The sequence below is a fragment of the Enterococcus sp. FDAARGOS_375 genome (assembly GCF_002393265.1).
GTDB lineage: Bacteria > Bacillota > Bacilli > Lactobacillales > Enterococcaceae > Enterococcus_D > Enterococcus_D innesii.
On the sequence record NZ_CP023515.1, the window covers coordinates 2,293,686 to 2,317,072 of the forward strand.

Genomic DNA, 23,387 nt, shown 5'->3' on the forward strand with positions numbered 1-23,387 from the left:
ATGAAAAGTTATTTTCCAAAAGATTTCCTCTGGGGAGGAGCAACGGCTGCCAACCAAGTTGAAGGAGGTTCTGGAATCGATGGAAAAGGCTTGTCGGTTTCTGATGTCTATCTATTCGATTCCTCCATGCCGAAAGAACGATGGACTGACCAATGGCATATGATGACTCATCAGCAAGTTGCAGAAGCACAGGATCCAAACAGCACGAAATACTATCCGAAAAGACAGGGAATCGATTTTTATCATCACTTTAAAGAAGATATTCGTTTATTTGCTGAGATGGGCTTCAAAGCCTATCGGATGTCAATTGCCTGGACACGGATCTTTCCAAAGGGGGATGAGGTAGAGCCAAACGAAGCTGGATTGGTATTTTACGACGCAGTCTTTGATGAGTGTTTGAAGTATGGGATCGAACCAGTGGTATCACTATCCCATTATGAGATGCCTTTGTATTTAGTGACTGAGTATGGAGGATGGCCAAACCGGCAAGTGATCGACTTTTATGTCCGTTTTGCCAAGACGGTGATTGAGCGATACCAAAAGAAAGTCAAATACTGGGTGACTTTTAATGAAATCAATTGTGTCAAACACCATCCATATGTTAGTGTCGGGATCATTGAAGAAGGTCATCCTAATATTGAACAAGACAAGTACCAAGGGGCACACCATCAATTTGTCGCCAGCGCAATCGTGACTGACTATTGCCATCGATTGATTCCCGATGCCAAGGTCGGCTGTATGATCAGCTATCAATTATTAACGCCGTACAGCTGTGATCCGGATGATGTCCAAAAAACAGTCGAAAGTCAACGAACCTCACTCTTTTTCAGTGATGTGCAGGCAAGAGGCTATTATCCAGCATATGCCAACCGCATGTTTGAAGAAAAAGGAGTGGAATTGGTGATCGAACCAGGAGACTTAGAAATCATCCGAGAAAACCCTGTTGATTTTGTTTCCTTTAGTTACTATATGTCCAGTGCAGTCAGCGCACATCCAGAACGCTTGGAAAGTGCTGTCGGGAATCTGATCACTGGTGGGATTAAAAATCCTTATTTGCCAAGCAGTAAATGGGGCTGGCAGATCGATCCCAAAGGGTTGCGAACAGCATTGAATCAACTCTATGACCGCTACCAAAAACCTTTGTTTATTGCCGAAAACGGTTTGGGAGCAGAAGATGTCGTAAACGAAGATGGCACCATCGATGATTTTTATCGAATCGACTATCTGCGTCAGCATATTGAACAAATCAATGAAGCGTTGCATGATGGCGTCGAGGTCTTTGGCTATACGGCATGGGGCTGTATCGATATCATTAGTGCCTCAACCTCACAAATGTCGAAACGTTATGGCTTTATCTATGTTGACCAAGACGATGAAGGCAATGGCACAAAGAAACGCATCAAGAAAGCGTCATTTGATTGGTACAAAAAAGTAATTGCTTCAAACGGCGCAACTCTTTGATTTTTGATTCTTCCAGATAAAGCAATTGCTAGGCTTAATCATAAGGTTTCTTAACAATTTACCTTTTTATCAAGAAAAAAAGCCAACTTTATTTGCTATTTTATTTTAACCATGCTATGATGATTAGGTAAAGTTCTGATATGTTAATACTTGTTTATCTTTTCTATTGATACACACTTCAATTACACATCATTTTCTATTACAAACAAATAAACACAGTCGATGTGTAATATGGAGGTATACGTTTATGAATAACGGTACAGTAAAATGGTTTAATGCAGATAAAGGTTTTGGATTTATTACAGGTGAAGACGGCAATGATGTATTTGCTCACTTCTCAGCTATCCAAGGCGAAGGCTTCAAAACTTTAGAAGAAGGTCAAGCAGTGACTTTCGACGTTGAAGAAGGCCAACGTGGCTTACAAGCAACAAACATCGTTAAAGGTTAATTGACGTTAACAAGCGAGAATCCATTGGGTTCTCGCTTTTTTTTGTTTTATTTTATATAAATATTGAAATGGATCGGGTGTTGATGATTTGCTACAAGAGAATAGTTGCAGGCTTTGAGGACCTAACATGGTAAATAGTACATCTTTGATTTCACTATTCAACTAGCCCTAAGCGTTGTGTTAATCTTACCCATGATTTCTCATTCGATGATAAGCGTATCAAAAGAGGAAAAGAGAAAGAGGGCACTATACCGTATTCAATAAATAAATGCCGTTCAAAGTAAATGAAAAAGTGATTGAATAGGTTTAGGAACATCGCTATCAATAAAAGCAATGATCGCTCGTGATTCAAATGGCATGTCTCATTTGAATGGAATAAAGAAACAGGTACAATGGAAAATGCCACGATTCAATATATGGTCCCCCGTACTTATACAAGAGTAATCGATGTGAAAGATCGATAATTCTTATTCGTTTCATCGATATTGTCTTGAATGAATTGTAAAAGTAGAATATATTGATACAAATTAGCTACTTTTTTTATTGCGATTGGAACAAAGATGATTACATTTCGAGGGGGATTTATATGAAGCCAAAAGAAATACTTTGCCAATGGGTTGATGCGTTTAATCAGGCAGATGTAGAAAGTATTTCAGAATTATATGATGACAATGCAATCAATCATCAGGTTGCCAATGAGCCAGTTATTGGGAAAGAAGCGATAAAGCAGATGTTTGAGCAAGATTTTTCTAACGCAAAAATGGTTTGTATCGTGGAGAATATTTTCGAAGATGGACAATGGGCAATTTTAGAGTGGCGTGACCCTTTAGGTTTGAGAGGCTGCGGTTTTTTTCAAATAGTAAATGATAAAATTTTATTTCAAAGAGGCTACTGGGATAAATTATCTTTCTTAAAACAGCACGACTTGCCTATTGAATAAAAGGATTTCCTTTATACGAATGGTTAGCAGATATGCATGACAGGAAGGTTAATCGCTTCACTTAAATTTTTTAAAGGGCAACACTGTATGAAAACAAAGCTTTTTGTTTAAGTAATGTTTAAGAATAAGTACGTTTTCTTCCATTTGCACTCTGTCTCATGGTATAGTTATTGATAAGCGACAAATATTTTTGTACCACACGTTACTTGTTTTGAAGAAATTTATTCAAACCTGGCGTAACTTCAGAGTTACAAGGATACAATAGAGGTTAGGGATTGTATCGTTTAAATGAGAAATAAATAATAGTAGTAATAGTATGCTGCACTTTCAAAGAATAAATATTGACTCGTCAGATAGCCTTCTCGTTTACCCAAACGAGAGGGCTATCGTTCATTAGAAAAGAAAAAGTGTCTTTTTCCTAAAAGAAAGGAAGAAGACACTTTTTGGCTTTATTCTGCTGTGAGGGGGATCGTCAGCTTGCGATCATCGGTTTGATCGTCCAGCATTGAATCGACATATTGCTTCAAAAAGTAAGAATAGGTCGCTAACCACTGATACTCCTCGGAATCTTTGATGGCAGCTATTTTCTCGGCTGAGTAAGTATCATTGCCAGTAAAAAGGGCAGTGTTCAGCTTCGTGACAAACGTGCAAAGTTGTGTGATCTGGGCATCTGACAGTTCAGACACGGCGGACAATTGGTCGCGGACCAGTTGGTCGGTATCATTTTCAAAAACACTTTTCTGGTAGTTTTGATAGTCCAGCAACTGTTCATCAGTTTGCTTCGTTTCAGCCGCCCAAGCATCGAGATCAATTTGACGAGCTTCATAGTCGATTTCCTTTTCAGAAAGAGAAAGGACGCCGTAGCCTAATTCTGCTGTTGAATAAGACCCAGTGACTGCTTCATAAAGCGAATCATTCCCTTCGTTAATGTCTTGAATGTGGATATGACCAGAGAAAACGGCTGGCACGTTGAAACGGTCCAACAAAGCGACAGTTTCGGAGGTATTGTCGAGAACATAACCGTCTTGTAACAACTCATTATGACTGAACAAGTTATGGTGTAAAAAGACCAGTGGTACTTGCTCTGCTTCTTTTGTCAGGGTTAATTGCTCCTCCAACCAAGTTAGAGTAGCTGGTTTCAACTCACCATTCGTTGTAGGATCATCCCAATTAACCTCAGAATCGTAGATACATGAATCTAGTAAAAAGAGGCGATACTTGTCATTTAACTGAATGCTGTAGCTAAGGGAAGACTTATCGATACTGTTGGCTTTTTCGTAACCTTCAGCAAAAATCGTTTGAAAATCCTCAGGACTGATTTGATCGGCATAGTATTCCTTTTCACCTTGAAATGCTCGCGCCCAACCATTGTAAATCTCGTGGTTACCAGGTAATGCGAAAACCATAATGTCAGCTTCTTGCAATGGTTCAAGTAATCTTGCCAACTCTTGAGCACTTGCTTTCTCGCCATTGAGCGTCATATCACCAGTCAAAATAATTCCCGTGGGTTTCTCTTTTAAGGCTTGAGCGGTGAAGGCCTCGATTGATTGTTCTTGATACGTCATCTCTTTGCCAGCAGCTCCTTGTGTGAAGGTCTGAAAGGCTTCGCCATTATCATGAAGCGTGGAGGAAAGAAAATGAATATCACTTAAGAGCCAAAACTCACTGTTGCTCGCCTGTTGCAATGGAGTATCGGCTTCATGCACCTTACGAAATTGAAAGAATAACAGGAAACAGGTGACTAAAAGTGTAAGAAGTGCCAATGGCCAAAACCATTTTTTGTGTGTACGAATCGCGATTCCCTCCTCGCTTGTTTTATTTATTATAGAAAGGAATAGGGATCTTGTCACATAAATGGTCTTTTTTTGAATGATTTCTTGTTTTCATAGTTTTTCTTTTAAGATAATTCCAAAAAAACTATAAGTGCTATTAATTAGGTGTTTTTATGGGATAAAAATAACTAAAATGGAAAGAATGTCACTTTTTGAAAATGAAAAGAAAACGCGGTGACTTATTCAGAAACATTGATTTAACGGTCTTTAATTGTCCTGTTATTTATCGCTGAGATAAAGGGAGTGTTAGATTGAAACATTTTTGTAACATTTCCTTTATCTGTGTGTCATATCATTATGGTAGAATTCATTTGTCGTTAAATCGAACATTAAACTTTCTTAGACAAAATTAAGTTTTTATAAAGGCAGTTCATCTGTCAAATCAACCAGCTAGTCGGAGGAAAAACGAGTGAAGAATAGTTTGTTATCAGCATTAATGGTGTGTTCACTAACATTAACCGCAGTTGCAGCACCTGCATTAGCATTTGCAGATTCCATTGATGATCAAATCGAGCAGCAAGACCAAAAAATCAATTCTCTTAAAGGTCAGCAAGCTGACGCCCAATCACAGATCGATTCTCTAGAAGCAGAAATTGAAACAGTGAGTGCAAAAGTTGCTTCATTAGAAGCAAAACAAGTTGAGTTAGGTCAAGAAGCTGAGAAATTGCAAGACAAAATCGCAACATTGAAATTGCGTATTGCCAAACGTGAAGAAGCAATCCAAAAGCAAGCCCGTGATGTACAAGTTAACGGTCAAAGCACCAATTTCATTGATGCTGTTTTAGAAGCAGACTCTTTAACGGATGTTATCGGTCGCGTACAAGCGATGACAACGATCGTCAATGCGAACAATGATTTAGTTGAACAACAAAAACAAGACAAACAAGATGTTGAAGACAAAGTCAAAGAAAACGAAAGCAAGATCCAAGAAGTTGCTGCAAACCAAGCAGAACTTAGCCAACAAAAAGATGCCATTGCAGCAAAACAAGCTGATTTAAATGTCTTGAAAGCAAACTTAGCAGCTGAACAAGCAACTGCTGAAAAAGACAAAGATGCATTGAACAAGAAAAAACAAGAAGCAGAAGCTGAAAAAGCCCGTGTCTTGAAAGAACAACAAGAAGCTGCTGCTGCTCAAAAAGCAGAAGAAGAAAGACAAGCTGCTGCTTTGAAAGAAGCGCAAGAAGCTGCTGCTCAATCAACGGAGAGCACAACAGAGAATACAACTGCTTCTACTGAAACAGCAACAAGTAGTTCTTCAAGCAACACAAGCTCAAGCAGCAATACCAGCAGTTCTAATAGCTCAAGTTCATCGAACGCAGGCTCTTCAAACACTGGTTCAAGCAATTCAAGTTCAAATAACTCAGGTTCAAATTCTTCATCAAACAATGATTCTACCGGAAGTACTTCTACTGGCGGCGGAAAAGATCATTCAAGCTCAGGGAACATGTATGCTTGGGGTCAATGTACTTGGTACGTGAAAAGCGTTGCACCATGGGTAGGTACTTACTGGGGGAATGGTGCACAATGGGGTGCGTCAGCTGCAGCTGATGGGTACACTGTCAATGGTACACCAGCAGCCGGTGCCGTTGTAGTCTTTGCCGCTGGTCAATCAGTTGGTGGCGAATGGACTGCTGATCCAGTTTATGGACACGTTGCTTATGTTGAATCATACAACCCATCAAACAATACCATCACAATCTCTCAAGGCGGAATGGGCTTTGACAGTCCTGGTGGACCAAATAGAGCTACAATGAACGCATCTGGATATACTTACATCCATCGTTAATCAATTCAAAAGCAAAGCATCAACGCAATCGCGTTGATGCTTTTTTATTTGATCGATAGCATTTTCAGTTCTTGATCAGTTAGGTGAGAGAATTACCCAGAGAGGCAAGACAGGGTTCTCTCAAATCTAATCAAGGTACTATTCAAGGAGTGAGAAACGGCGAAAAGGTTCCTTTTGAAGTTACCACCAGTTCTTCCATTGCCCGAGAAATCGCCGTATAGAGAATCCGTCGATCTTGATCGGTATGATAATTTTCTGCTGAAACATCATATAAAAGAACCTGCTTAAATTCCAATCCTTTGGCAAGATGAATCGGTAAAATCGTTCCATGAAATGACACGGCTTGTTTATCGAAGAACTGTTTGAGCTCCTCACTAGATCGACTATCTTTGGTGATGATCGTTACTGGTTGCTTAAGTTCCTTTACTATGTCTACTAAGGCAACATCAGGCAGATTGGCATAAAACTGTGGCAACTTTCCTTCTGGTCGAACGGCAGAGATGTTTAAATTGGTTTCTTTTGGTAGCATTTGGGCAAATAACCGCGTGATTGCACCGCTAGACCGATAACTCGTAGTCAGCTGATACGTTTCGAGGGATTTCGCCTGTTGTTGAAACAACGTTTGGATTTCTGATACGGTGATGGCACTTGTAAAGATCGCCTGTTGCTGATCCCCCACGAGGGTAAAAGCGGTCATAGGAAAAAGACATAATAGAAACTGAATTTGTGCTGGCGTATAATCTTGGACTTCATCAATAAACAGATAGCGCAACGCAGGGACAGGTTGTTTTTCGGCAAGCAAATGACGAATCAGCAATAGACAAACAGTATAATCCAAACTAGCTGTTGTTGGCGTCAAAGTGATCTGTCCATGAGTAAAATAGTCGGCACTGTCTGCTAACAATCGTTTCGTATCAAACCAAGTAAGGTCGTTGATTTGTTTCGTAACTTTTGCATATTTTTTCTTCAGGAGGCGAAGGGCTGCTTTCTGAATCGTTTTTTCTGAATCATCTTTTAAAACTGTACCTAAAAGGGATCGTTGCTCGTCTTCAATCAAAGAACGAACTTGGTCGTGAACATTCGCTGCTAAGGCATTTTTTTGCAATCGATCCTCCCAAGCGTAAGCCAATTTCTTTTTGACAGCTTGGATGCGATCGCGCAAGGGTGCCTGTTTCGGTGTCTCTTGGAAGAAAGTCTCGATCGTTTCTTCAGAAAAAAGGACGACATTTTTTCTTTTGATTGGTTTAAAATGAAGCACAAGTTCTTCAGGCAGCTGTTTGCTCAAGGATTGAAGAAAGCGGCTGAAGTCCGCACTGCGCAAAAGGTCGATTGCTTCACAGGGGGCTTGCTGGATGCGGTCAAAATACGCCGCTTCCGATTCTAAGTCAACGCTAGGAAATGTTTGGCAAAACTGCCGCATGGTCAGCGTCAATGGATTTTTTTCCCCGAGGGAAGGCAGCACTTGCGAGATATAATCAATAAACCGAGAATTCGGGGAGAGGATCAAGACATTCTCTGCGGTCATCTCTTCACGAAAATGGTACAGCAAAAAGGCGATCCGCTGCATGACAGCAGACGTTTTTCCGCTTCCAGCAACACCGTTGACCAGTAGGTTTTTATGCGCTAAGTCACGGATGATGACGTTTTGTTCGTGTTGGATCGAAGCAGTGATATCTTGCATTTTTTGGCTATTATTGGCTTCAAGGGCTGCCAGTAACACTTCATCTTGAATCGCGACTGAGGTATCAAAGGCTTGCTTCAAGTGATCTTTTTCGATAATAAATTGTCGGCGATGTTCAAGAGCGGCAGAAATCGTCTGATTGTTCACTTGATAAGAGACCGGGCCCAAGCGTTTGGCATAGAACAATTCGGCAATTGGGGAGCGCCAATCATAGATCAGCCCTTCCTTATTTTCATTAACAAAACCATTGATCCCAATGTAAAAATCTTCTATCGTTTCCTCATCTTCAAATTGTAGGGAGATTTTACCAAAGTAGGGACTATCCAATAGACGGTCGATGGCAGCTAATTCACGTTCAGCAGATTGAAGAGCGGCGTTCATTTGGTCGATCTCACGATTCTTACTTTCGATGGCAGCAAAAGTATCTAAACGGTCAGCAAAATTATCAAAGTTTAAGCGAATCTCTTCGCCGATGCTTTGCATCGCAAGGCGATCTTTTTTTCTGTCTTCAGTCAAGAAACTGCTCAGCACTGTCTTTCGTGTCAGCAATTGCTGGTACGTGTCTGCGAGATGCTTCTTTTCAGCCTTTAGGTCGTTCATTCAGACTCACATCCATTCTCCAAAGTATCTCAATTATACGAGCATTCACCAAAAATACTAGTCTATTTTTTTGACTCTGGACGCGGTATAATAATAGTGGGAAGAGGCAGCTGATTGTTCCAATGTCATGGGAGCAAGCAGAATGCGTCTATTTTTTGTTTTAGAAATGGGAAAAAGGGTCATTGCTTGTGTTTTTGAAGGGGCTGTTTATACTGAATATAGAGAAAAATACAAAGCGAAAAATCGTTGAGGGAGTGTCAACATGTCCAAACTATTGTCACCAGTGAAGCTAGCGAATTTAACATTGGCCAACCGCGTCGTTATGTCGCCGATGTGTATGTATGAAGTAAAAAAAGAAGACGGTGTTGCGGAACCCTTTCATTTTGTTCACTATGGGGCGCGAGCATTAAGCAAAGTCGGCTTGATCATTATTGAAGCGACTGCCGTTGAACCAGACGGACGAATCACAAACAATGATCTAGGGCTATGGAATGAAGAACAGCAAACAGAGCTTACGAAATTGGTGGAACTGCTGCATGGGTTCGATGCGCAAGTAGGCATCCAACTAAGCCATGCAGGACGAAAAGCAGTTGATGCCAGCAATCCTTTGGCACCAAGTGCCGTTGCCTTTAACGAACGCTACCCGTTACCGTCAGAAATGACCCTGTCGGAGATCAAACGGGTGCAAGATAGTTTTGTTCAGGCTGCCCAACGAGCAGCCAATGCGGGTGTCACGATGATCGAACTTCATGGGGCTCATGGCTACTTGATGGATCAATTTCTTTCGCCTTTCGTCAATCAACGCACCGACCAGTATGGTGGTTCCTTAGAGAATCGCTATCGCTTTGTAAAAGAAACGGTACAAGCAGTTCGGGCAGTTTTTTCTGGATCCTTGTGGATGCGCTTGTCACTGACAGACTATGAAGAACCAGGACGCCAAAATTCGTTGGAAGATTGGCAGCAAGTAGCCCAATGGCTTCAAGCAGATGGTATTGATTGTCTTGACTGTTCCACAGGCGGTGTGGTGGATAAAAAGCCTAATATTCCGATCTATGATGGCTACCAAGTGCCCTTTGCTGCAGCCATCAAGCAAGTGGTCGATATTCCCGTAGCAGCAGTCGGTTTATTGGATAATCCTGATCTTTGCGAATATCTTTTGCAAACCAATCAAGTGGATTTGGTTTTACAAGGCCGCGCGTTGATCAGAAATGTCAACTGGTTGGCAGATGCAGCGGCTAAACTCCACGATAAGTCCTTTCAAGCGTACAATGATTCCTATCAACGCGGGGTGAAGCGTTGATATATTTGATAAAAAAATCTCCTAGAAGAAAATTCTTCTTAGGCGATTTTTTTATTCTGCTAGAATATTTTTCAAACGAGTGATGAAAGAGCAATAAGCAAAGCCAGAAACAAGTGTCTTACTTGTTTCTGGCTTTTTTTACATAGAAAAGCATTATCCTGAGGAATCTTTCTGCTTCATGCTACACTAAAAAAGAAACGGAGGGAAATCAAGATGTTGACAACAGATCGGTTCTTTCACGGCCACGACAAGCAGACCGCTTTTTTTGAAGGCTGGTACCATAAGCACCAAATCGGTGAAGAAGTCTATGCTTTTATTCCTGGTTTTTCGATTCAAAAAGACGGGACCAAAGAAGTGTTCATTCAAGTGATCAATCATGAGGGCGCGCATTACTTTTCCTTTCCGGAAACTGACTTTCAAGTGTCAGAAGAGGAGCGTAAAGTAACGATTGGTAACAATATCTTTAGTGAAGCAGGCATCCAAGTTTCTTTAAAAAATAACGATCTCCAAGTACAAGGAGCAGTAAAATACAACGACCACAAACCGATTCAGCGGACACGTTATGCGCCGAGTATCATGGGTCCTTTTTCGTATCTGTCATTTATGGAGTGCTACCACGGGGTCTTGAGCATGAGTCATACCTTAGAAGGTACGCTGTACTGGAACGAAGAACCAATCGATTTTACGAACGGGATCGGTTATTTGGAAAAAGACTGGGGTACCTCCTTTCCAGCAGCTTATATCTGGGTTCAGTGCAACAGTTTTGATGCACCAGATGTACGGTTCTTTTTCTCCGCAGCCGACATTCCCTTTGCTGGTTTTGCTTTTTTGGGAACGATTTGTGTTCTGCAAGTCGGTAGCCAAGAATATCGTTTTGCTACCTATCATGGTGCAAAGATTCATGATGTCAAACGTACGGAAGACCGTTTAGTGATCCATCTCAAACAAAAACAGTGGCTGCTGACGATCGAAGTGTTGACGAAAGAAGGCCATTCGTTGTTAGCACCTTCTATTGGTCAAATGAATCGGATCATTCGCGAAAGCGCCAGTACGGAAATCACCTTAACCCTTTTAGAAAATGGGCAAGAGATCTTAAGGCAGACAGGGAAGTCGGCTGGTTTTGAAGAAGTAGCGAATCTGCGAGGATTTCACTATTAAAAAATGCAGAAAAATTCGTTTCTTTTGATATACTAGTAGATAGTTACTGCGAAAATACGTATATTTGGAGGGAAATGGATGAAAAAAATAACGAATGAGACACTGTTTGAACTGAGAACGATTGCGCAACCTGCCGTGGGGCAAAATCAGGTTTTTTACTTGGAAACGGCAGTCAACCAAGAGACCAATACGTATGATTCAGCGATTTATAGTATTGACCCAAAGACCAACGAACGGCGTGAGTGGGGAACAGAAGCGACGACCCACAACAGCCTAAAGGTCTCGCCAGATGAGCAATGGCTCAGTTTTGTGACGACCGATCCAAAAAAAGGTGAAAGTACGTTATGGACGATGCCAGTGTCCGGCGGCAAGCCCCAAGCACTTGTCACTGAGAAGGGTCTGGGGGACTATTTTTGGAAGCAAGACGCAACGGCAGTCTATTATAAGCTGGCACAAGAAGAGACGCTCTCAGAGTATCAAGACGACACAGAAAAGACAGACAAGCAAAAGGAATTTCCACAAGTAAAAGCTACTACGAAAGTCAATTATTTGGCGGATGGCGTCGGCTTTTTAAAAGAAAAAAAACATTCAATCATCAAAAAAACGATCGTGACACAAGAAACGGAACTGATTTTTGAGCATGATTCTCCCTTTGTTTTTTCTGGCATCGCGGATGATCAGAAGACGTTGTTCCTCACCTTTGACAAAGAGGAAGAAGATGAATGGGACTATGGCTCGAAGGTTTGTCTCCTTGATAGCCAGACGAAAAAGACAGAAAGTTTAGAAAACATCCTGCCAGAAGGAACGTATTCATTTGCTGCTGCGCGCAATGATCAGCTATTACTATTAGGCAATGATCTCTCTTACGGATTTGTGACCTTGGATGATTTGTTTTTGATCGACTTAAAAACGAAAGCAGTCAAAAATCTTTCCAAGGAGTTAGATGTTGCCTTTGGCAATGCGATCATCAGTGATTTTCAGCAAAAAAATAGCGGCGTAGCGATCACCTGGTTGACGGATGACACATTCCTTGTACCCGTAACGGAGCATGGCAAGCTACAATTGTACCGTGCCACGACCCAAGGAGAATGGACCAAACTCATTGATGAAAAAATGGATATCCTCGATGCGGCGATCTATTCAGAAGCCAAACTTGCTGTTGCTTATGCGACGCCAACGATCCCTAGTCGTTTAGGCTTGATTGACTTAACAAGTGGCGAAGTAACCGATCTATACGATCCCAACCAAGCAGTTATGTCACAGTTAGCGATCAGTAAACCCGAAGCATTTTGGTACGAAGGAGCAGATGGTTGGCAAATTCAAGGCTGGTATTTACCCCCGACCGAAACACAAGAAAGTCATCCAGCAATTTTGTACATCCATGGCGGTCCGCAAGTCTGCTACGGTGAAACATTTTTCCATGAGATGCAAGTCCATGCCGCTAACGGTTATGGGGTCATCTTGTTGAACCCTCGTGGCGGGCAAGGGTACGGGCAGACGTTTGTCAAATCGATTTTAGGTGATTATGGCAATAAAGATTATCAAGACCTATTGTTGGGGGTTGATGCCGTGGTGGCAAACCATCCAGAAATTGATACGAACACGATCCATGTAGCTGGCGGCAGCTATGGTGGCTTTATGACCAACTGGATCGTTGGCCATTCCGATCGTTTTTGTGCAGCAGTTACGCAACGCTCGATCTCAAATTGGATCAGCTTTTATGGGACGAGCGACATTGGACCTGCCTTTGTCAAATTCCAATTGTTGCGGGAACTTGATGCGATCGAAGGACTTTGGAAGATGTCGCCTTTGGCCTATGCCAGCCAAGTCAAGACACCTACGCTAGTCCTCCATGGGGAAAATGATTTGCGATGTCCGCAAGAACAAGGACAGCAGTTTTACATGGCGTTGCAGCGTCAAGGCGTCGATACGAAGCTGATGCTGTTTCCTCAGTCCTCTCATGGCTTATCACGCAATGGCTTGCCAAACCTGCGGATAGAACGCTTGCAGGCGATCAGTGAATGGCTTGCATCACATGAGAACAAATCAGTAAATTAACCGAATGAAATCACCTGATAAAGGATCACGACGTGGGCTTCTTGAAAAGCCCAACCAGTGATTCCTTAAAGATCAGGTGATTTTTTTGCGCGATCAAAAGCTGCAGGTTCCTGTTATCTTGCCGCCAATAACAGCGACGATTGAAACCAAATTCATATGACGTTTTCTTCACTTGTTAAATAACAAAAAGAAGAAATAGTTTTGCTTGCTTCCTGTGTTTTAGTGTGATATGATACAAAACGTAATCGTTACACTTTAACCTTTTTTGGTGTGACGCAAGAGAAAGGAGCTGGTTATTATGAGAAACAATATTATTTTGGCATGTGTGGAGACAGGGGAAAGACTTTATTTGACCAATAAGAACCAGCGCAATACGCCGGAACGTTTAGAATTAAAAAAATATTCACCAAAGTTGCGGCGCAGAGCGATTTTTCGTGAAATCAAGAAATAGGAAGGAAAATAACTGAATGGCAAAAAAATCAAAAATTGCAAAATACAATAAACAAGTACAACTCATCGAACAATACCGAGCAGTACGCCAAGAACTAAAAGCGCAAGGAGATACCCAAGCATTGGCCAAACTACCGAAGGATTCGAATCCGACTCGTTTGAAAAAACGGGATATGATCGATGGTCGTCCTCGCGGCTACATGAATAAATTCGGCATGTCACGGATCAATTTCCGTAAGCATGCACACCTCGGAGAAATTCCCGGCGTTACAAAAGCAAGCTGGTAACAGAAAGGAGTCAACATGGAAAAAACGGACTTGTCTAGTGCGTATCGACGTTTAAAGAGCCCGAACATCAAAACAAGGAAACGCGCATTAAAAATCATTCATGAATTTAAACGAAACAAACGAAAAAATGCAGTGCAGCTGCGTGCATAATGAAAAAGTGAAAGAAAGTTGGAAATGACATGGCAGTACCTGCAAGAAAAACATCAAAAGCAAAAAAGAATAAGCGTCGGACCCACTATGGTGTCAAATCCCCGGCGATTTCGTTTGATGGGACAACAGGAACCTTCAAGCGCAGCCACCATGTATCTTTAGCAGAATATAAAGCGCAGCACCCGATCAAAAAGAATTAACGCCGTCTTATGACGCCGTCCAGAAAGCAGGGGGGAAAATGGAGATCATCTATCCGTCATTGATTGAAGAAGCCTACCATCACAGTAAAAAATTTCATCCTGAGATCACTAAAGAGGTCATCTATCGCCATTTTTACGAAGCCGGCTTGATCAAAGAAAACGGCGATCCGACGGAAAAAGCCTTGTCAGAAGGGGTCGTTAAAGATTATACTGAGGACTGGGATCTTACCTTTGAAGAATTTTTAGCGATCTATCCGGTTTTTCGGTCCTTTGATCCAAAGCATTTCAAAAAAATCAATCATTTTTGGGAAATGGATTTGGCTTTGCAAGAAAAAATTCTTGACCAATGGGAGCAAGAAACCTTCACAGAGGAAGAGATCATTGATTTAACTGCTTTTTTTGAAGAGCGATTACCTTCTAAAAAGAAACAGTGAATGAACCGTGAAAGGCGTACATGTGATGAAAAAGACGATCCAGCCATTTTTAAAACTTTTAAAACCCTATGATTATCTGCTGTTTGTTCTATTAGTTGTCGGCTCTTTTTTACCACTTTTTCTATTTGAAGCGCAAGCCCAAAGTGATACTGGGGATCGTTATGCGATCGTGCGAATCAATGGGGAAGAAGTTGACCGTTTCAACTTGGAAGAAATCGATACGATGGAAAAAACGTATTATCCAGCAGAAGGACAGTACAATATCGTCGAGATCAAAGATGGTGCGATCCGAGTGCGTGAAGACAATAGTCCTGACCAGATTGCTGTCAAAACCAGCTGGATCTATCGCAATGGGCAGACGAGCATTTGCCTGCCTCATAAGCTGGTGATCGAGATCAAGCAAGCCGGTGCCTCTGATTATTTGATTTATTAATCGAACTTCGTGGTAGTTGGAAACTACACTATTTTGTGTTGGTGGGAAATCGTTGGATTTTCTACTGACACTTTTTTATTGAAAATAGAAAATAAGTGCGTCTAACTGGAGGCAATCTGTTGAACAAATCCTTTAAACCTAGAAAAACAGTTCAGCATTACGAAGCATTGGTTGCGTCTAAATCGCTTGTCCAATAAAGAGGAACGAAAACCCTAAAAATCCTTTTTTATGAAGGGCTATAAGTTGAAGATTTTTTTTATTTGCGATAGGCTATTAGTAAAGCATTCGGGAGATGAAAACACATGAAATTTAAATTGAATCTAAAAGAAAAAGTAACGGAAGTTGCAGAGCATGTCTATGATGTGGTGAAAAAGGAAGATTATGCGATTCGTGTGGCTCCAAAAGGAATCAAAGTAACGAAACAGCGCAAGACGAAAGACACGATCAAATGGCGTTCAAAGAATCACTAATTGAGGAATAAAAAAGAAACTGCATATTCGCAGCTTCTTTTTTTTATTCCTCAATCTCAATCCCCAAGACAGTCAGGTGGCCGTTTGCCACCAGTTTGATGACAAGTTTTGCTAGATGGTCGGGTGTCATCGTTGTTTCTGCCGTTAGCCACCAATGCAAGGTACCAACAAATATCGAGGTCATATAGTCAATGATGAAGTCTAAGGGCACTTCAATGTCTCCTTCGGTGATTCTCAACGTTGAAAAGATCTCTTGGTAACGTTCAGTCAAAATCAGGCCCAACTTTTTACGGATGATCTCAATGGCAGAGGCATCCATGATCGTCAAATAAAAGGAACGATTGTTTTGAATGTGTAAAAAAAGTTCGGTCATGGCTGCTTCGATTTTGCGGATTTTGATGCGATTGCCTTGAACAAAATCTTCAAAATCAAGAATCGCGGTAAATGATTCGACAGCCAAGTCAAATATCTTTTCATACAAGTCTTGTTTGTCTTTGTAATGGGCATAAAAGGTTGCACGGTTGATCATGGCTTCATCGGCGATATTTTGGACAGTCACTTGCTCGAAGCCTTTTTCTTCCACTAAGCGGATAAAAGCTTCAATAATGTACTTATTGGTTCGTTTGACACGTAAATCCAATTTTTTCATATTGTGAATTTCCTTTCAAAATAAACAACAAAAAACGGGTAATTGTTGTTTATCCCACACCTTCCTTAGAATTGTTTGTTGAATTATCAATTAAAAGAATTACAATGAACATAAGTATTATAACAAACGGCTTGTTAGATAATCAACAAAGTGTTGTTTAGATGGAGGCAACAAATGAAAAAATATAAGGCGGGCATCGATGTCGGTTCAACAACGGTCAAGATGGTTCTGTTAGATGAAGGCAATCAAACGTGTTTTTCAAGGTATGAACGACACTATGCAGACATCCAAAAGGCAGCGGAAAAAATTATTAAAGAAGCGCAAGCAGTAATCCAAGATCAGCCAGTTGCGCTGGCGATTACCGGATCAGGCGGAATGGGGCTGGCAGAAGTTTTGCGGATCCCTTTTGTCCAAGAGGTCATCGCTTGTACCAAAACAGTTGAGACAATGATTCCCGAAACTGATGTGGCTATCGAATTAGGCGGCGAAGATGCGAAGATCACCTTTTTTGAAGGGGCATTGGAGCAGCGAATGAACGGCAGTTGTGCCGGTGGAACGGGTGCGTTTATTGATCAGATGGCGGTTTTATTGAAAACGGATGCCAATGGGGTCAATGAACTAGCCAAAGATTATCAAACCTTTTATCCGATTGCCTCACGCTGCGGGGTCTTTGCCAAAACCGATGTGCAGCCGCTGATCAATGAAGGAGCAGCAAAAGCAGACATTGCGGCGAGTATCTTTCAAGCGGTGGTCAATCAAACGATTGCTGGCTTGGCTGCTGGTCGTAAAATCAAAGGCAAGGTAGCCTTTCTAGGTGGACCGTTGACGTTTATGTCGGAATTGCGTCAACGATTTATCGATACGTTGAACCTGCAAGAAGCAGATATCATTTTTCCCGAGAACCCAGAACTGTTTGTGGCGATGGGGGCTGCGCTATATGCAGAAGAAGAGCAACAGCTTTCCGTGCTATTAGCCCGCTTAGCCAACGGAGAAGATGGTAAACTCGCGCCAACTGATACATTAGCCCCATTGTTTAAAGACGAGGAGGAATTGACTGCTTTTCGTGCTCGCCATGCTCAAGCGGTGGCCACAGAAAAAGCGTTGTCTGAGCATACAGGCGCTACATATCTAGGCATCGATGCAGGATCAACCACAACGAAAGTGGTTTTGATCAATGATGCAGGGGAATTATTGTTTTCTTTTTATGGCAATAATGAAGGCGAACCGTTAGCGACAACGATGGCGGTTTTACAAGAGCTTTATTGTCAGATGCCTTCGGACGTTTACATCGCAAAGTCAACGATCACAGGTTACGGCGAGCATTTGATCAAACATGCACTGAAAGTCGATATCGGTGAAGTGGAAACGATGGCCCATTACAAAGCTGCCGAACATTTCCAGCCGGGGGTTGATTTTATCCTCGATATCGGTGGGCAAGACATGAAGGCGATGACGGTCAAAGATGGCGCGTTGTCTTCGATTCAATTGAATGAAGCCTGTTCCTCAGGATGCGGCTCGTTCATTGAGACTTTTGCCAAATCTATGAATCAGGATGTCAAAGAATTTGCGTTGGCAGCGACAAAAGCCCAAGCACCGGTTGACCTTGGTTCGCGTTGTACCGTCTTTATGAACTCAAAAGTGAAACAGGTCCAAAAAGAAGGGGCTTCTGTTGGCGACATTTCAGCCGGCTTGTCTTACTCGGTCATAAAAAATGCTATCTATAAAGTGATCAAGGTTCGGCGACCTGAAGACCTCGGCGAGAAAATCGTCTGCCAAGGAGGGACTTTCTATAACGAAGCGGTTCTGCGCGCTTTTGAATTGATCAGCGGCCGTGAAGTTGTTCGACCATCGATCGCCGGTTTGATGGGGGCATATGGTGCCGCTTTGATCGCTTTAGAAGAAGCAGCCCTTGACGATGTTAGTACGTTGTTGTCTCCTGCAGAAATGGCCGATTTCCAAGCAGAAAAAGAATTTACGAATTGCGGTCTATGCGAAAACAATTGCTTGTTGACGGTGACCCTCTTTTCTGACGGTCGAAAATTTATTACCGGAAATCGCTGCGAACGTGGTGCGCGAATCAAAATCAAGAAAGAAGACCGCAAAGTCAATCTTGTGGATGAAAAATATCGCCGCTTGTTTAAGTACCGTTCCTTGCGTAAAAAAGATGCCGTCCATGGTGAAATCGGCCTACCAAGAGTATTGAATCTTTATGAAAATTATCCGCTTTGGCATACCTTTTTCACCAAGTTAGGGTTTCGAGTAACCTTGTCGCCACGTTCCAACAAAGAACTATATGAGCAAGGGATCGAAACGATTCCTAGTGATACGGTTTGTTACCCAGCCAAACTAGCCCATGGACACATCCAAGCACTGATTGATCAAAACGTACCGTTGATATTTTATCCAGGGGTCATTTTTGAGCGATTAGAGAACACTGCCGCTGAGAATCATTTTAACTGTCCGATTGTGCAAAGCTATCCAGAAGTGATTCGTAACAACGTCGATGCGATTCGTGAAGGGGCGGTTGACTACCGCTGTCCGTTTTTGAATTTGGCGGATGAAGCCTCAATGGTCAAAACTTTAACGAGTACTTTTCAAGATTTTGGTTTTGTAGAAGAAGAAATTGCCCAAGCCCTACGCAGCGGTTTCGAGGAGCTGGACCAGTTCAAGGCAGATATTGCGCAACGGGGAGAAGAAACGCTACGTATGCTGATGACGACCAATCAAAAAGGGATCGTTTTATCTGGAAGACCGTATCATTTGGACCCTGAAATCAACCATGGGATTGCAGAAGTCATTACCCAAGAAGGCTTCCATGTATTGACTGAGGACAGTATTGCTCATTTAGCAAATGTCGGCGATCTGCGGGTTGTGGATCAATGGGTCTATCATTCGCGATTGTATGCGGCAGCTCGAGTGGTCGCGAAAAACAAACAATTAGAACTGGTTCAATTAAACTCATTCGGTTGCGGGATCGACGCAGTCACTACTGATCAAGTCGAAGAGATTATGGCGCAGTATGGGAAGTTATATACGGTGTTGAAAATCGATGAGGGAGCGAACCTTGGGGCAATCCGGATTCGGTTGCGTTCCTTGAAAGCAGCAGTCAACGAACGGGACAAACAGCACTTTGTTCCTAAAAAGCAATACGAGGAACCGGCAAAGATCATTTTTACCAAAGAGATGCGCAAGCAGCACACGCTCTTATTGCCGATGTTGAGTCCCATCCATCAAAGCGGGTTAGTCGATGTTGCTTTGCAAGCTTCTGGGTATCAAGTGGTCTGTCTACCTAGTGAAGATCGTGAGGCGGTTAATGTCGGTTTACGCTTTGTCAATAATGATGCGTGTTATCCGGCGATCATTTCCATTGGACAGCTAGTAGAAGCATTGCAAAGCGGAAAATATGATGTTGAAAATACCAGTGTTTTGATGACCCAGACGGGCGGCGGGTGTCGTGCAACGAACTATATTCCTTTGTTACGTAAAGCACTGAACGATGCAGGATTCCCACAAGTGCCGGTGGTATCTATTTCGATGGGCAACACCGGGGTTGAATCAAATCCGGGCTTTCGCTTTACCTTACCGATGATGAAGCGTTTGGCGGTGGCATTTTTATACGGAGATCTCTTTGAACGGGTCGTTTATCGCACCCGTCCGTATGAGCAAGAAGCAGGGACTGTCGATCGGCTCCATCAAGAATGGCTGGAAAAAATTGCCAAAAACGTTTGTAATGGCTCCTTCAGTCTGTTTAATCGCAATATGAAAAAAATCATTCAAGCCTTTGATCAAGTGCCCCTAAGAGATATCAAGAAGCCGCGTGTCGGAGTCGTGGGAGAGATTTTAGTGAAATATTCACCGACAGCTAATAACGATGTCGTTCGCCTGTTAGAAGCAGAAGGAGCGGAAGCGGTCGTACCGGATATTGTCGGCTTCATGAATTATTCCCTCTACAATCAGATTTGGCGCTACGAGCATTTGGGGATGGCGAAGAAAAGTAAAATGATCGCTGATTTTGCGATCATGGCGATTGAAAGGCTCCAAAAACCGATGGATAAAGCACTGCGGGCGTCAACGCGTTTTGATGGTATCCATTCGATCCATCAGCTTGCGGAGCAAGCGAGCGAGATTGTTTCCATCGGCAATCATACGGGAGAAGGCTGGTTCTTGACCGGTGAGATGATTGATCTGTTGGAAAATGATGTCAACAATATCATTTGTCTGCAACCATTTGGCTGCCTGCCTAACCATGTAGTAGGAAAAGGTGTTATGAAAGAATTACGTCGTCAATACCCACAGGCGAACATTGCAGCGATTGATTACGATCCAGGTGTCTCGATCGTCAATCAATTGAATCGTATCCGCTTGCTGATGGCCACTGCTAATAAAGCGCTGGCTGAATAAATTCCCAAGTCAGCGACCGAACCAATTTAAAAGCAAAGAAACTGCTCTTGTTTGGACAATTTGTGATAACTTCTTTTTCTGCCTATAAAATGGGGAAAGAATTCGCACAAATTGAGAAAAACAGAGCAGTTTTTGCTTTTTTTATTAGCTATTTAGGTATATACCAGTTATAATAGGAGGGGAACGGAGGAATGTGTAGTGGTGGAAAAATTACCTGTTTATATCCAGATTCATGATCAAATTAAAGCCAATATTGAAAACAATACATACAAAATCGGGGATCGTCTGCCTTCAGAACGGGAGTTGTCGAAACAATTCGGCGTGAGTCGCATGACGTTGCGACAAGCGATCCAAACCTTAGCAGATGAGGGGATTCTTGAGCGTAAAATCGGTTCCGGCACTTATGTGGCTCGCCAAAAAGTACAGGAAAAAATGACGGGCACGACGAGTTTTACCGAAATTATGAATTCTCTTGGTCGTAAGCCTTCTAGCAAAGCGGTCGCTTATTTCTTAACTGCACCTAGCTCCAGTGAAATGGAAAAGCTGCAATTAGAAGGTCACGAAACGATTTTACGGATGGAGCGGATTCGGTATGCGGATGATGTGCCGATCTGTTTTGAAGTCGCGAGTATCCCTGAAAAGTTTATTCATGACTTTAGCAAGGAGGAGATCATCTCTTCCCTCTATAAAGTGTTGGAAGAAAAAGGACAGCGGAAAATTGGCGGCGCTTCGCAAACGATCTCAGCCATGGTCGCTTCCGAGCAAATTGCTGATTACTTACAAATCAAACGCGGCGATGCGATTTTACGTATGCGGCAAATCACTTCATTTGAAGATGGTCAACCATTTGAATACGTGCGCACCCAATATGTTGGTAATCGTTTTGAATTTTATATGGAAAAATAACCTGTCTATTCCAATTGGCAACAAAAAGACCAAAAAAGCCGAAAGGACCTTACGAGCGTATCTGCTGTTGCTTAGCGTCGCTGGGTGTATGACCGTTTCGGCTTTTCAAATATTTGGGCTTCCTGCATTGGTTGTAGCAAACTTGGCAGCGTCCTCCTTGAGGAAAAGAGCACACACTGGAAGGTCTTTAGTAAGCTGGCTTACTCTGTTGACTGCTCGATCAAGCGTTCTACATATTCGGTAGTCCCTCTGGTCAATTGCACTTGACCTTGTAGCAAATCGATCAGAGCGGCTTCTTGGTCAGCAAGTACTGCTTCAGGAATCATTAAGGTGACAACGATTTTCTCCGTATAACCAATATCTTTTATATAGATATTCTGCAGGTCTAAGTAGTTTTGGAGCTTGCCTAAAAGGGGATACTCGATGGTCAAGGCAAGTTCTTGATGCAAAATACCCTCGACGATTCCTACCTCTTTGATTCCAGCAGAGGCCGAACTTGAATAAGCGCGAATCAATCCACCAGCACCCAGTTTCGTTCCACCGAAGTAGCGGGTAACAACCGCGATCACATTGATCAGTTCGTTTTTCTTTAACACTTCTAAAATCGGTACCCCAGCGGTGCCGCTAGGTTCACCATCATCACTGCTGCGTTGGATCTCATGGTTTTCACCCAATACATAGGCGCTGCAATGATGATTTGCCTTCCAATGCTCTTTCTTGAGGGCTTGAATAAACGCTTTGGCTTCGTCTTCTGATTGAATTCGTTTTAATGAACAGAGGAAACGCGATTTTTTGATTTCTATTTCTGTTTCTCCGTCTTGTCGAATCGTTCGATAAGTCACGCGTACGATCGCCTCCTTTATGTTTCTAGTATAGGCAATCGGAAGGAAAGTTACAAATAGAAGAAAGAAACAGGTACGAACATAGACCCTAAAAAGAGGAGGCATTTGCTTTGGGTAGACGCAAAAAGTACGATACGATCACTCACTATTTAAAGAACAACGGCGGTTCGCAAATCACCTTAACGTTTACGCAGTTTGATGAATTTCTTTTCCCCGCATCCGGTTTGCCCAAAAGTGCCCGCACCAGTAGCGATTGGTGGGCGAATGATTACCGCCATCCAGAAAATGGGGCGTATGCGTGGCTGAATGCCGGCTACGAGGTAGTCCTCGTCAATTTAAAAAAAGAGTATGTCGTTTTTAATCGTTTAGTAAAATCAAACTGGTTGCTGGATAGAAAGCGTTGACAAATTTCAAACTTGTTCTATACTAGAGATAGGAAATGTTATCTTATTCTTAAAATTCAAGGAGTGTTCGATATGGCGAAAAAAACAATTATGTTAGTTTGTTCTGCAGGAATGAGTACAAGCTTATTAGTAACAAAAATGCAAAAAGCAGCTGAAGCAAAAGGATTAGAAGCAGATATTTTTGCAGTTTCCGCATCAGAAGCAGATCAACATTTAGAAAGCAAAGACGTAAATGTTTTATTATTAGGACCACAAGTTCGTTTCATGAAAGGCGATTTTGAGAAACGTCTAGCGCCAAAAGGAATTCCATTAGAAGTAATCAACATGGCAGATTATGGCATGATGAACGGCGAAAAAGTCTTAGATCAAGCCTTGACATTGATCGGCGAATAAGCAAGACCTGCTGTTAAATGAACGATAGATTCTGTAACCGGTTCAAGTACTTTTTGAAAAGTACTTGAACCGGTTTTTTTGCGTACTTAAAACTGAGGTGTATT

General features: G+C 42.2%; 22 protein-coding genes. 18 read left to right on the forward strand and 4 right to left on the reverse strand.

What is annotated here, in order from left to right:
• The 3 genes from CO692_RS12175 (at position 1) to CO692_RS12185 (ending at position 2,849) form a co-directional block, all read left to right on the forward strand.
• Positions 1-1,461, forward strand: coding sequence for a glycoside hydrolase family 1 protein (locus tag CO692_RS12175; RefSeq protein ID WP_096742341.1), 1,461 nt, complete (start codon positions 1-3; stop codon positions 1,459-1,461).
• Positions 1,462-1,708: 247 nt separating this feature from the next.
• Entirely contained in the window at positions 1,709-1,909 is a 201-nt protein-coding gene (locus CO692_RS12180; RefSeq protein ID WP_015509157.1) for a cold-shock protein, read from the forward strand.
• 586 nt (positions 1,910-2,495) lie between these two features.
• On the forward strand, positions 2,496-2,849 hold the full coding sequence (locus CO692_RS12185) for a nuclear transport factor 2 family protein (RefSeq protein ID WP_081118384.1): 354 nt from the start codon (positions 2,496-2,498) through the stop codon (positions 2,847-2,849).
• 449 nt (positions 2,850-3,298) lie between these two features.
• Here CO692_RS12185 and CO692_RS12190 read toward each other — a convergent pair whose 3' ends face one another.
• Positions 3,299-4,699 carry a metallophosphoesterase gene (locus tag CO692_RS12190; RefSeq protein WP_081118385.1) on the reverse strand — a complete coding sequence of 467 codons (1,401 nt, stop codon included), beginning with the start codon at positions 4,697-4,699 and terminating at the stop codon, positions 3,299-3,301.
• 391 nt (positions 4,700-5,090) lie between these two features.
• Between CO692_RS12190 and CO692_RS12195 the strand changes: the two genes are divergently transcribed.
• Positions 5,091-6,467: a CHAP domain-containing protein gene (locus CO692_RS12195; RefSeq protein ID WP_221887454.1), complete on the forward strand. Its 1,377-nt coding sequence runs from the start codon at positions 5,091-5,093 to the stop codon at positions 6,465-6,467.
• 142 nt (positions 6,468-6,609) lie between these two features.
• Here the strand turns inward: CO692_RS12195 and CO692_RS12200 are convergent, their stop codons facing one another.
• Positions 6,610-8,748: a HelD family protein gene (locus CO692_RS12200; protein WP_096742342.1), complete on the reverse strand. Its 2,139-nt coding sequence runs from the start codon at positions 8,746-8,748 to the stop codon at positions 6,610-6,612.
• 262 nt (positions 8,749-9,010) lie between these two features.
• Here CO692_RS12200 and CO692_RS12205 point away from each other — a divergent pair, with 262 nt between their 5' ends.
• From CO692_RS12205 to CO692_RS17730, 10 genes are all read left to right on the forward strand, one after another.
• Positions 9,011-10,048, forward strand: a complete 1,038-nt coding sequence (locus CO692_RS12205) for an NADH:flavin oxidoreductase/NADH oxidase (protein WP_096742343.1) — start codon at positions 9,011-9,013, stop codon at positions 10,046-10,048.
• 213 nt (positions 10,049-10,261) lie between these two features.
• Positions 10,262-11,206, forward strand: coding sequence for a tocopherol cyclase family protein (locus tag CO692_RS12210; RefSeq protein ID WP_096742344.1), 945 nt, complete (start codon positions 10,262-10,264; stop codon positions 11,204-11,206).
• A gap of 78 nt (positions 11,207-11,284) precedes the next feature.
• Complete coding sequence (locus tag CO692_RS12215; RefSeq protein ID WP_096742345.1) at positions 11,285-13,264, forward strand: alpha/beta hydrolase family protein; 1,980 nt, start codon at positions 11,285-11,287, stop codon at positions 13,262-13,264.
• A gap of 298 nt (positions 13,265-13,562) precedes the next feature.
• Entirely contained in the window at positions 13,563-13,715 is a 153-nt protein-coding gene (gene rpmG, locus CO692_RS12220; protein ID WP_005225339.1) for a 50S ribosomal protein L33, read from the forward strand.
• 16 nt (positions 13,716-13,731) lie between these two features.
• A complete protein-coding gene (gene rpsN, locus CO692_RS12225; RefSeq protein WP_005225340.1) occupies positions 13,732-14,001 on the forward strand; it encodes a 30S ribosomal protein S14 in 270 nt (89 codons plus the stop codon).
• 15 nt (positions 14,002-14,016) lie between these two features.
• Positions 14,017-14,151, forward strand: coding sequence for a putative metal homeostasis protein (locus CO692_RS12230; RefSeq protein ID WP_096742346.1), 135 nt, complete (start codon positions 14,017-14,019; stop codon positions 14,149-14,151).
• Between the two features lie 29 nt (positions 14,152-14,180).
• Positions 14,181-14,351, forward strand: coding sequence for a 50S ribosomal protein L32 (gene rpmF / locus CO692_RS12235; protein WP_096742347.1), 171 nt, complete (start codon positions 14,181-14,183; stop codon positions 14,349-14,351).
• A gap of 38 nt (positions 14,352-14,389) precedes the next feature.
• Positions 14,390-14,785 (forward strand): hypothetical protein, encoded by a 396-nt coding sequence (locus tag CO692_RS12240; protein ID WP_096742348.1) that lies wholly within the window; start codon positions 14,390-14,392, stop codon positions 14,783-14,785.
• Between the two features lie 25 nt (positions 14,786-14,810).
• Positions 14,811-15,218 carry a NusG domain II-containing protein gene (locus tag CO692_RS12245; protein ID WP_096742349.1) on the forward strand — a complete coding sequence of 136 codons (408 nt, stop codon included), beginning with the start codon at positions 14,811-14,813 and terminating at the stop codon, positions 15,216-15,218.
• Between the two features lie 302 nt (positions 15,219-15,520).
• Positions 15,521-15,688 carry a hypothetical protein gene (locus CO692_RS17730; RefSeq protein WP_005237320.1) on the forward strand — a complete coding sequence of 56 codons (168 nt, stop codon included), beginning with the start codon at positions 15,521-15,523 and terminating at the stop codon, positions 15,686-15,688.
• A gap of 43 nt (positions 15,689-15,731) precedes the next feature.
• Here CO692_RS17730 and CO692_RS12250 read toward each other — a convergent pair whose 3' ends face one another.
• On the reverse strand, positions 15,732-16,337 hold the full coding sequence (locus CO692_RS12250; RefSeq protein ID WP_005237309.1) for a TetR/AcrR family transcriptional regulator: 606 nt from the start codon (positions 16,335-16,337) through the stop codon (positions 15,732-15,734).
• A 174-nt stretch (positions 16,338-16,511) separates the two neighbouring features.
• Here CO692_RS12250 and CO692_RS12255 point away from each other — a divergent pair, with 174 nt between their 5' ends.
• Together CO692_RS12255 and CO692_RS12260 are read left to right on the forward strand one after the other, a co-directional pair.
• Positions 16,512-20,738, forward strand: coding sequence for a 2-hydroxyacyl-CoA dehydratase (locus tag CO692_RS12255; protein WP_096742350.1), 4,227 nt, complete (start codon positions 16,512-16,514; stop codon positions 20,736-20,738).
• A gap of 198 nt (positions 20,739-20,936) precedes the next feature.
• Positions 20,937-21,644, forward strand: a complete 708-nt coding sequence (locus CO692_RS12260; protein ID WP_005228765.1) for a GntR family transcriptional regulator — start codon at positions 20,937-20,939, stop codon at positions 21,642-21,644.
• 200 nt (positions 21,645-21,844) lie between these two features.
• Here the strand turns inward: CO692_RS12260 and CO692_RS12265 are convergent, their stop codons facing one another.
• Complete coding sequence (locus CO692_RS12265) at positions 21,845-22,486, reverse strand: YigZ family protein (RefSeq protein ID WP_096742351.1); 642 nt, start codon at positions 22,484-22,486, stop codon at positions 21,845-21,847.
• A 110-nt stretch (positions 22,487-22,596) separates the two neighbouring features.
• On the opposite strand from CO692_RS12265, the gene CO692_RS12270 reads away from it, so the two are divergent.
• On the forward strand, positions 22,597-22,890 hold the full coding sequence (locus CO692_RS12270; RefSeq protein WP_005237305.1) for a hypothetical protein: 294 nt from the start codon (positions 22,597-22,599) through the stop codon (positions 22,888-22,890).
• A 72-nt stretch (positions 22,891-22,962) separates the two neighbouring features.
• Complete coding sequence (locus CO692_RS12275) at positions 22,963-23,283, forward strand: PTS sugar transporter subunit IIB (protein ID WP_005228768.1); 321 nt, start codon at positions 22,963-22,965, stop codon at positions 23,281-23,283.
• Positions 23,284-23,387: the final 104 nt, after the last annotated feature.

Bases quoted from the DNA above. Each gene is read 5' to 3' on its own strand.
- CO692_RS12175 (WP_096742341.1), top strand. From the start codon at position 1: ATGAAAAGTTATTTTCCAAAAGATTTCCTCTGGGGAGGAGCAACGGCT.
- CO692_RS12180 (WP_015509157.1), top strand. From the start codon at position 1,709: ATGAATAACGGTACAGTAAAATGGTTTAATGCAGATAAAGGTTTTGGA.
- CO692_RS12185 (WP_081118384.1), top strand. From the start codon at position 2,496: ATGAAGCCAAAAGAAATACTTTGCCAATGGGTTGATGCGTTTAATCAG.
- CO692_RS12200 (WP_096742342.1), bottom strand. From the start codon at position 8,748: ATGAACGACCTAAAGGCTGAAAAGAAGCATCTCGCAGACACGTACCAG.
- CO692_RS12205 (WP_096742343.1), top strand. From the start codon at position 9,011: ATGTCCAAACTATTGTCACCAGTGAAGCTAGCGAATTTAACATTGGCC.
- CO692_RS12210 (WP_096742344.1), top strand. From the start codon at position 10,262: ATGTTGACAACAGATCGGTTCTTTCACGGCCACGACAAGCAGACCGCT.
- CO692_RS12215 (WP_096742345.1), top strand. From the start codon at position 11,285: ATGAAAAAAATAACGAATGAGACACTGTTTGAACTGAGAACGATTGCG.
- rpmG (WP_005225339.1), top strand. From the start codon at position 13,563: ATGAGAAACAATATTATTTTGGCATGTGTGGAGACAGGGGAAAGACTT.
- rpsN (WP_005225340.1), top strand. From the start codon at position 13,732: ATGGCAAAAAAATCAAAAATTGCAAAATACAATAAACAAGTACAACTC.
- CO692_RS12230 (WP_096742346.1), top strand. From the start codon at position 14,017: ATGGAAAAAACGGACTTGTCTAGTGCGTATCGACGTTTAAAGAGCCCG.
- rpmF (WP_096742347.1), top strand. From the start codon at position 14,181: ATGGCAGTACCTGCAAGAAAAACATCAAAAGCAAAAAAGAATAAGCGT.
- CO692_RS12240 (WP_096742348.1), top strand. From the start codon at position 14,390: ATGGAGATCATCTATCCGTCATTGATTGAAGAAGCCTACCATCACAGT.
- CO692_RS12245 (WP_096742349.1), top strand. From the start codon at position 14,811: ATGAAAAAGACGATCCAGCCATTTTTAAAACTTTTAAAACCCTATGAT.
- CO692_RS17730 (WP_005237320.1), top strand. From the start codon at position 15,521: ATGAAATTTAAATTGAATCTAAAAGAAAAAGTAACGGAAGTTGCAGAG.
- CO692_RS12250 (WP_005237309.1), bottom strand. From the start codon at position 16,337: ATGAAAAAATTGGATTTACGTGTCAAACGAACCAATAAGTACATTATT.
- CO692_RS12255 (WP_096742350.1), top strand. From the start codon at position 16,512: ATGAAAAAATATAAGGCGGGCATCGATGTCGGTTCAACAACGGTCAAG.
- CO692_RS12275 (WP_005228768.1), top strand. From the start codon at position 22,963: ATGGCGAAAAAAACAATTATGTTAGTTTGTTCTGCAGGAATGAGTACA.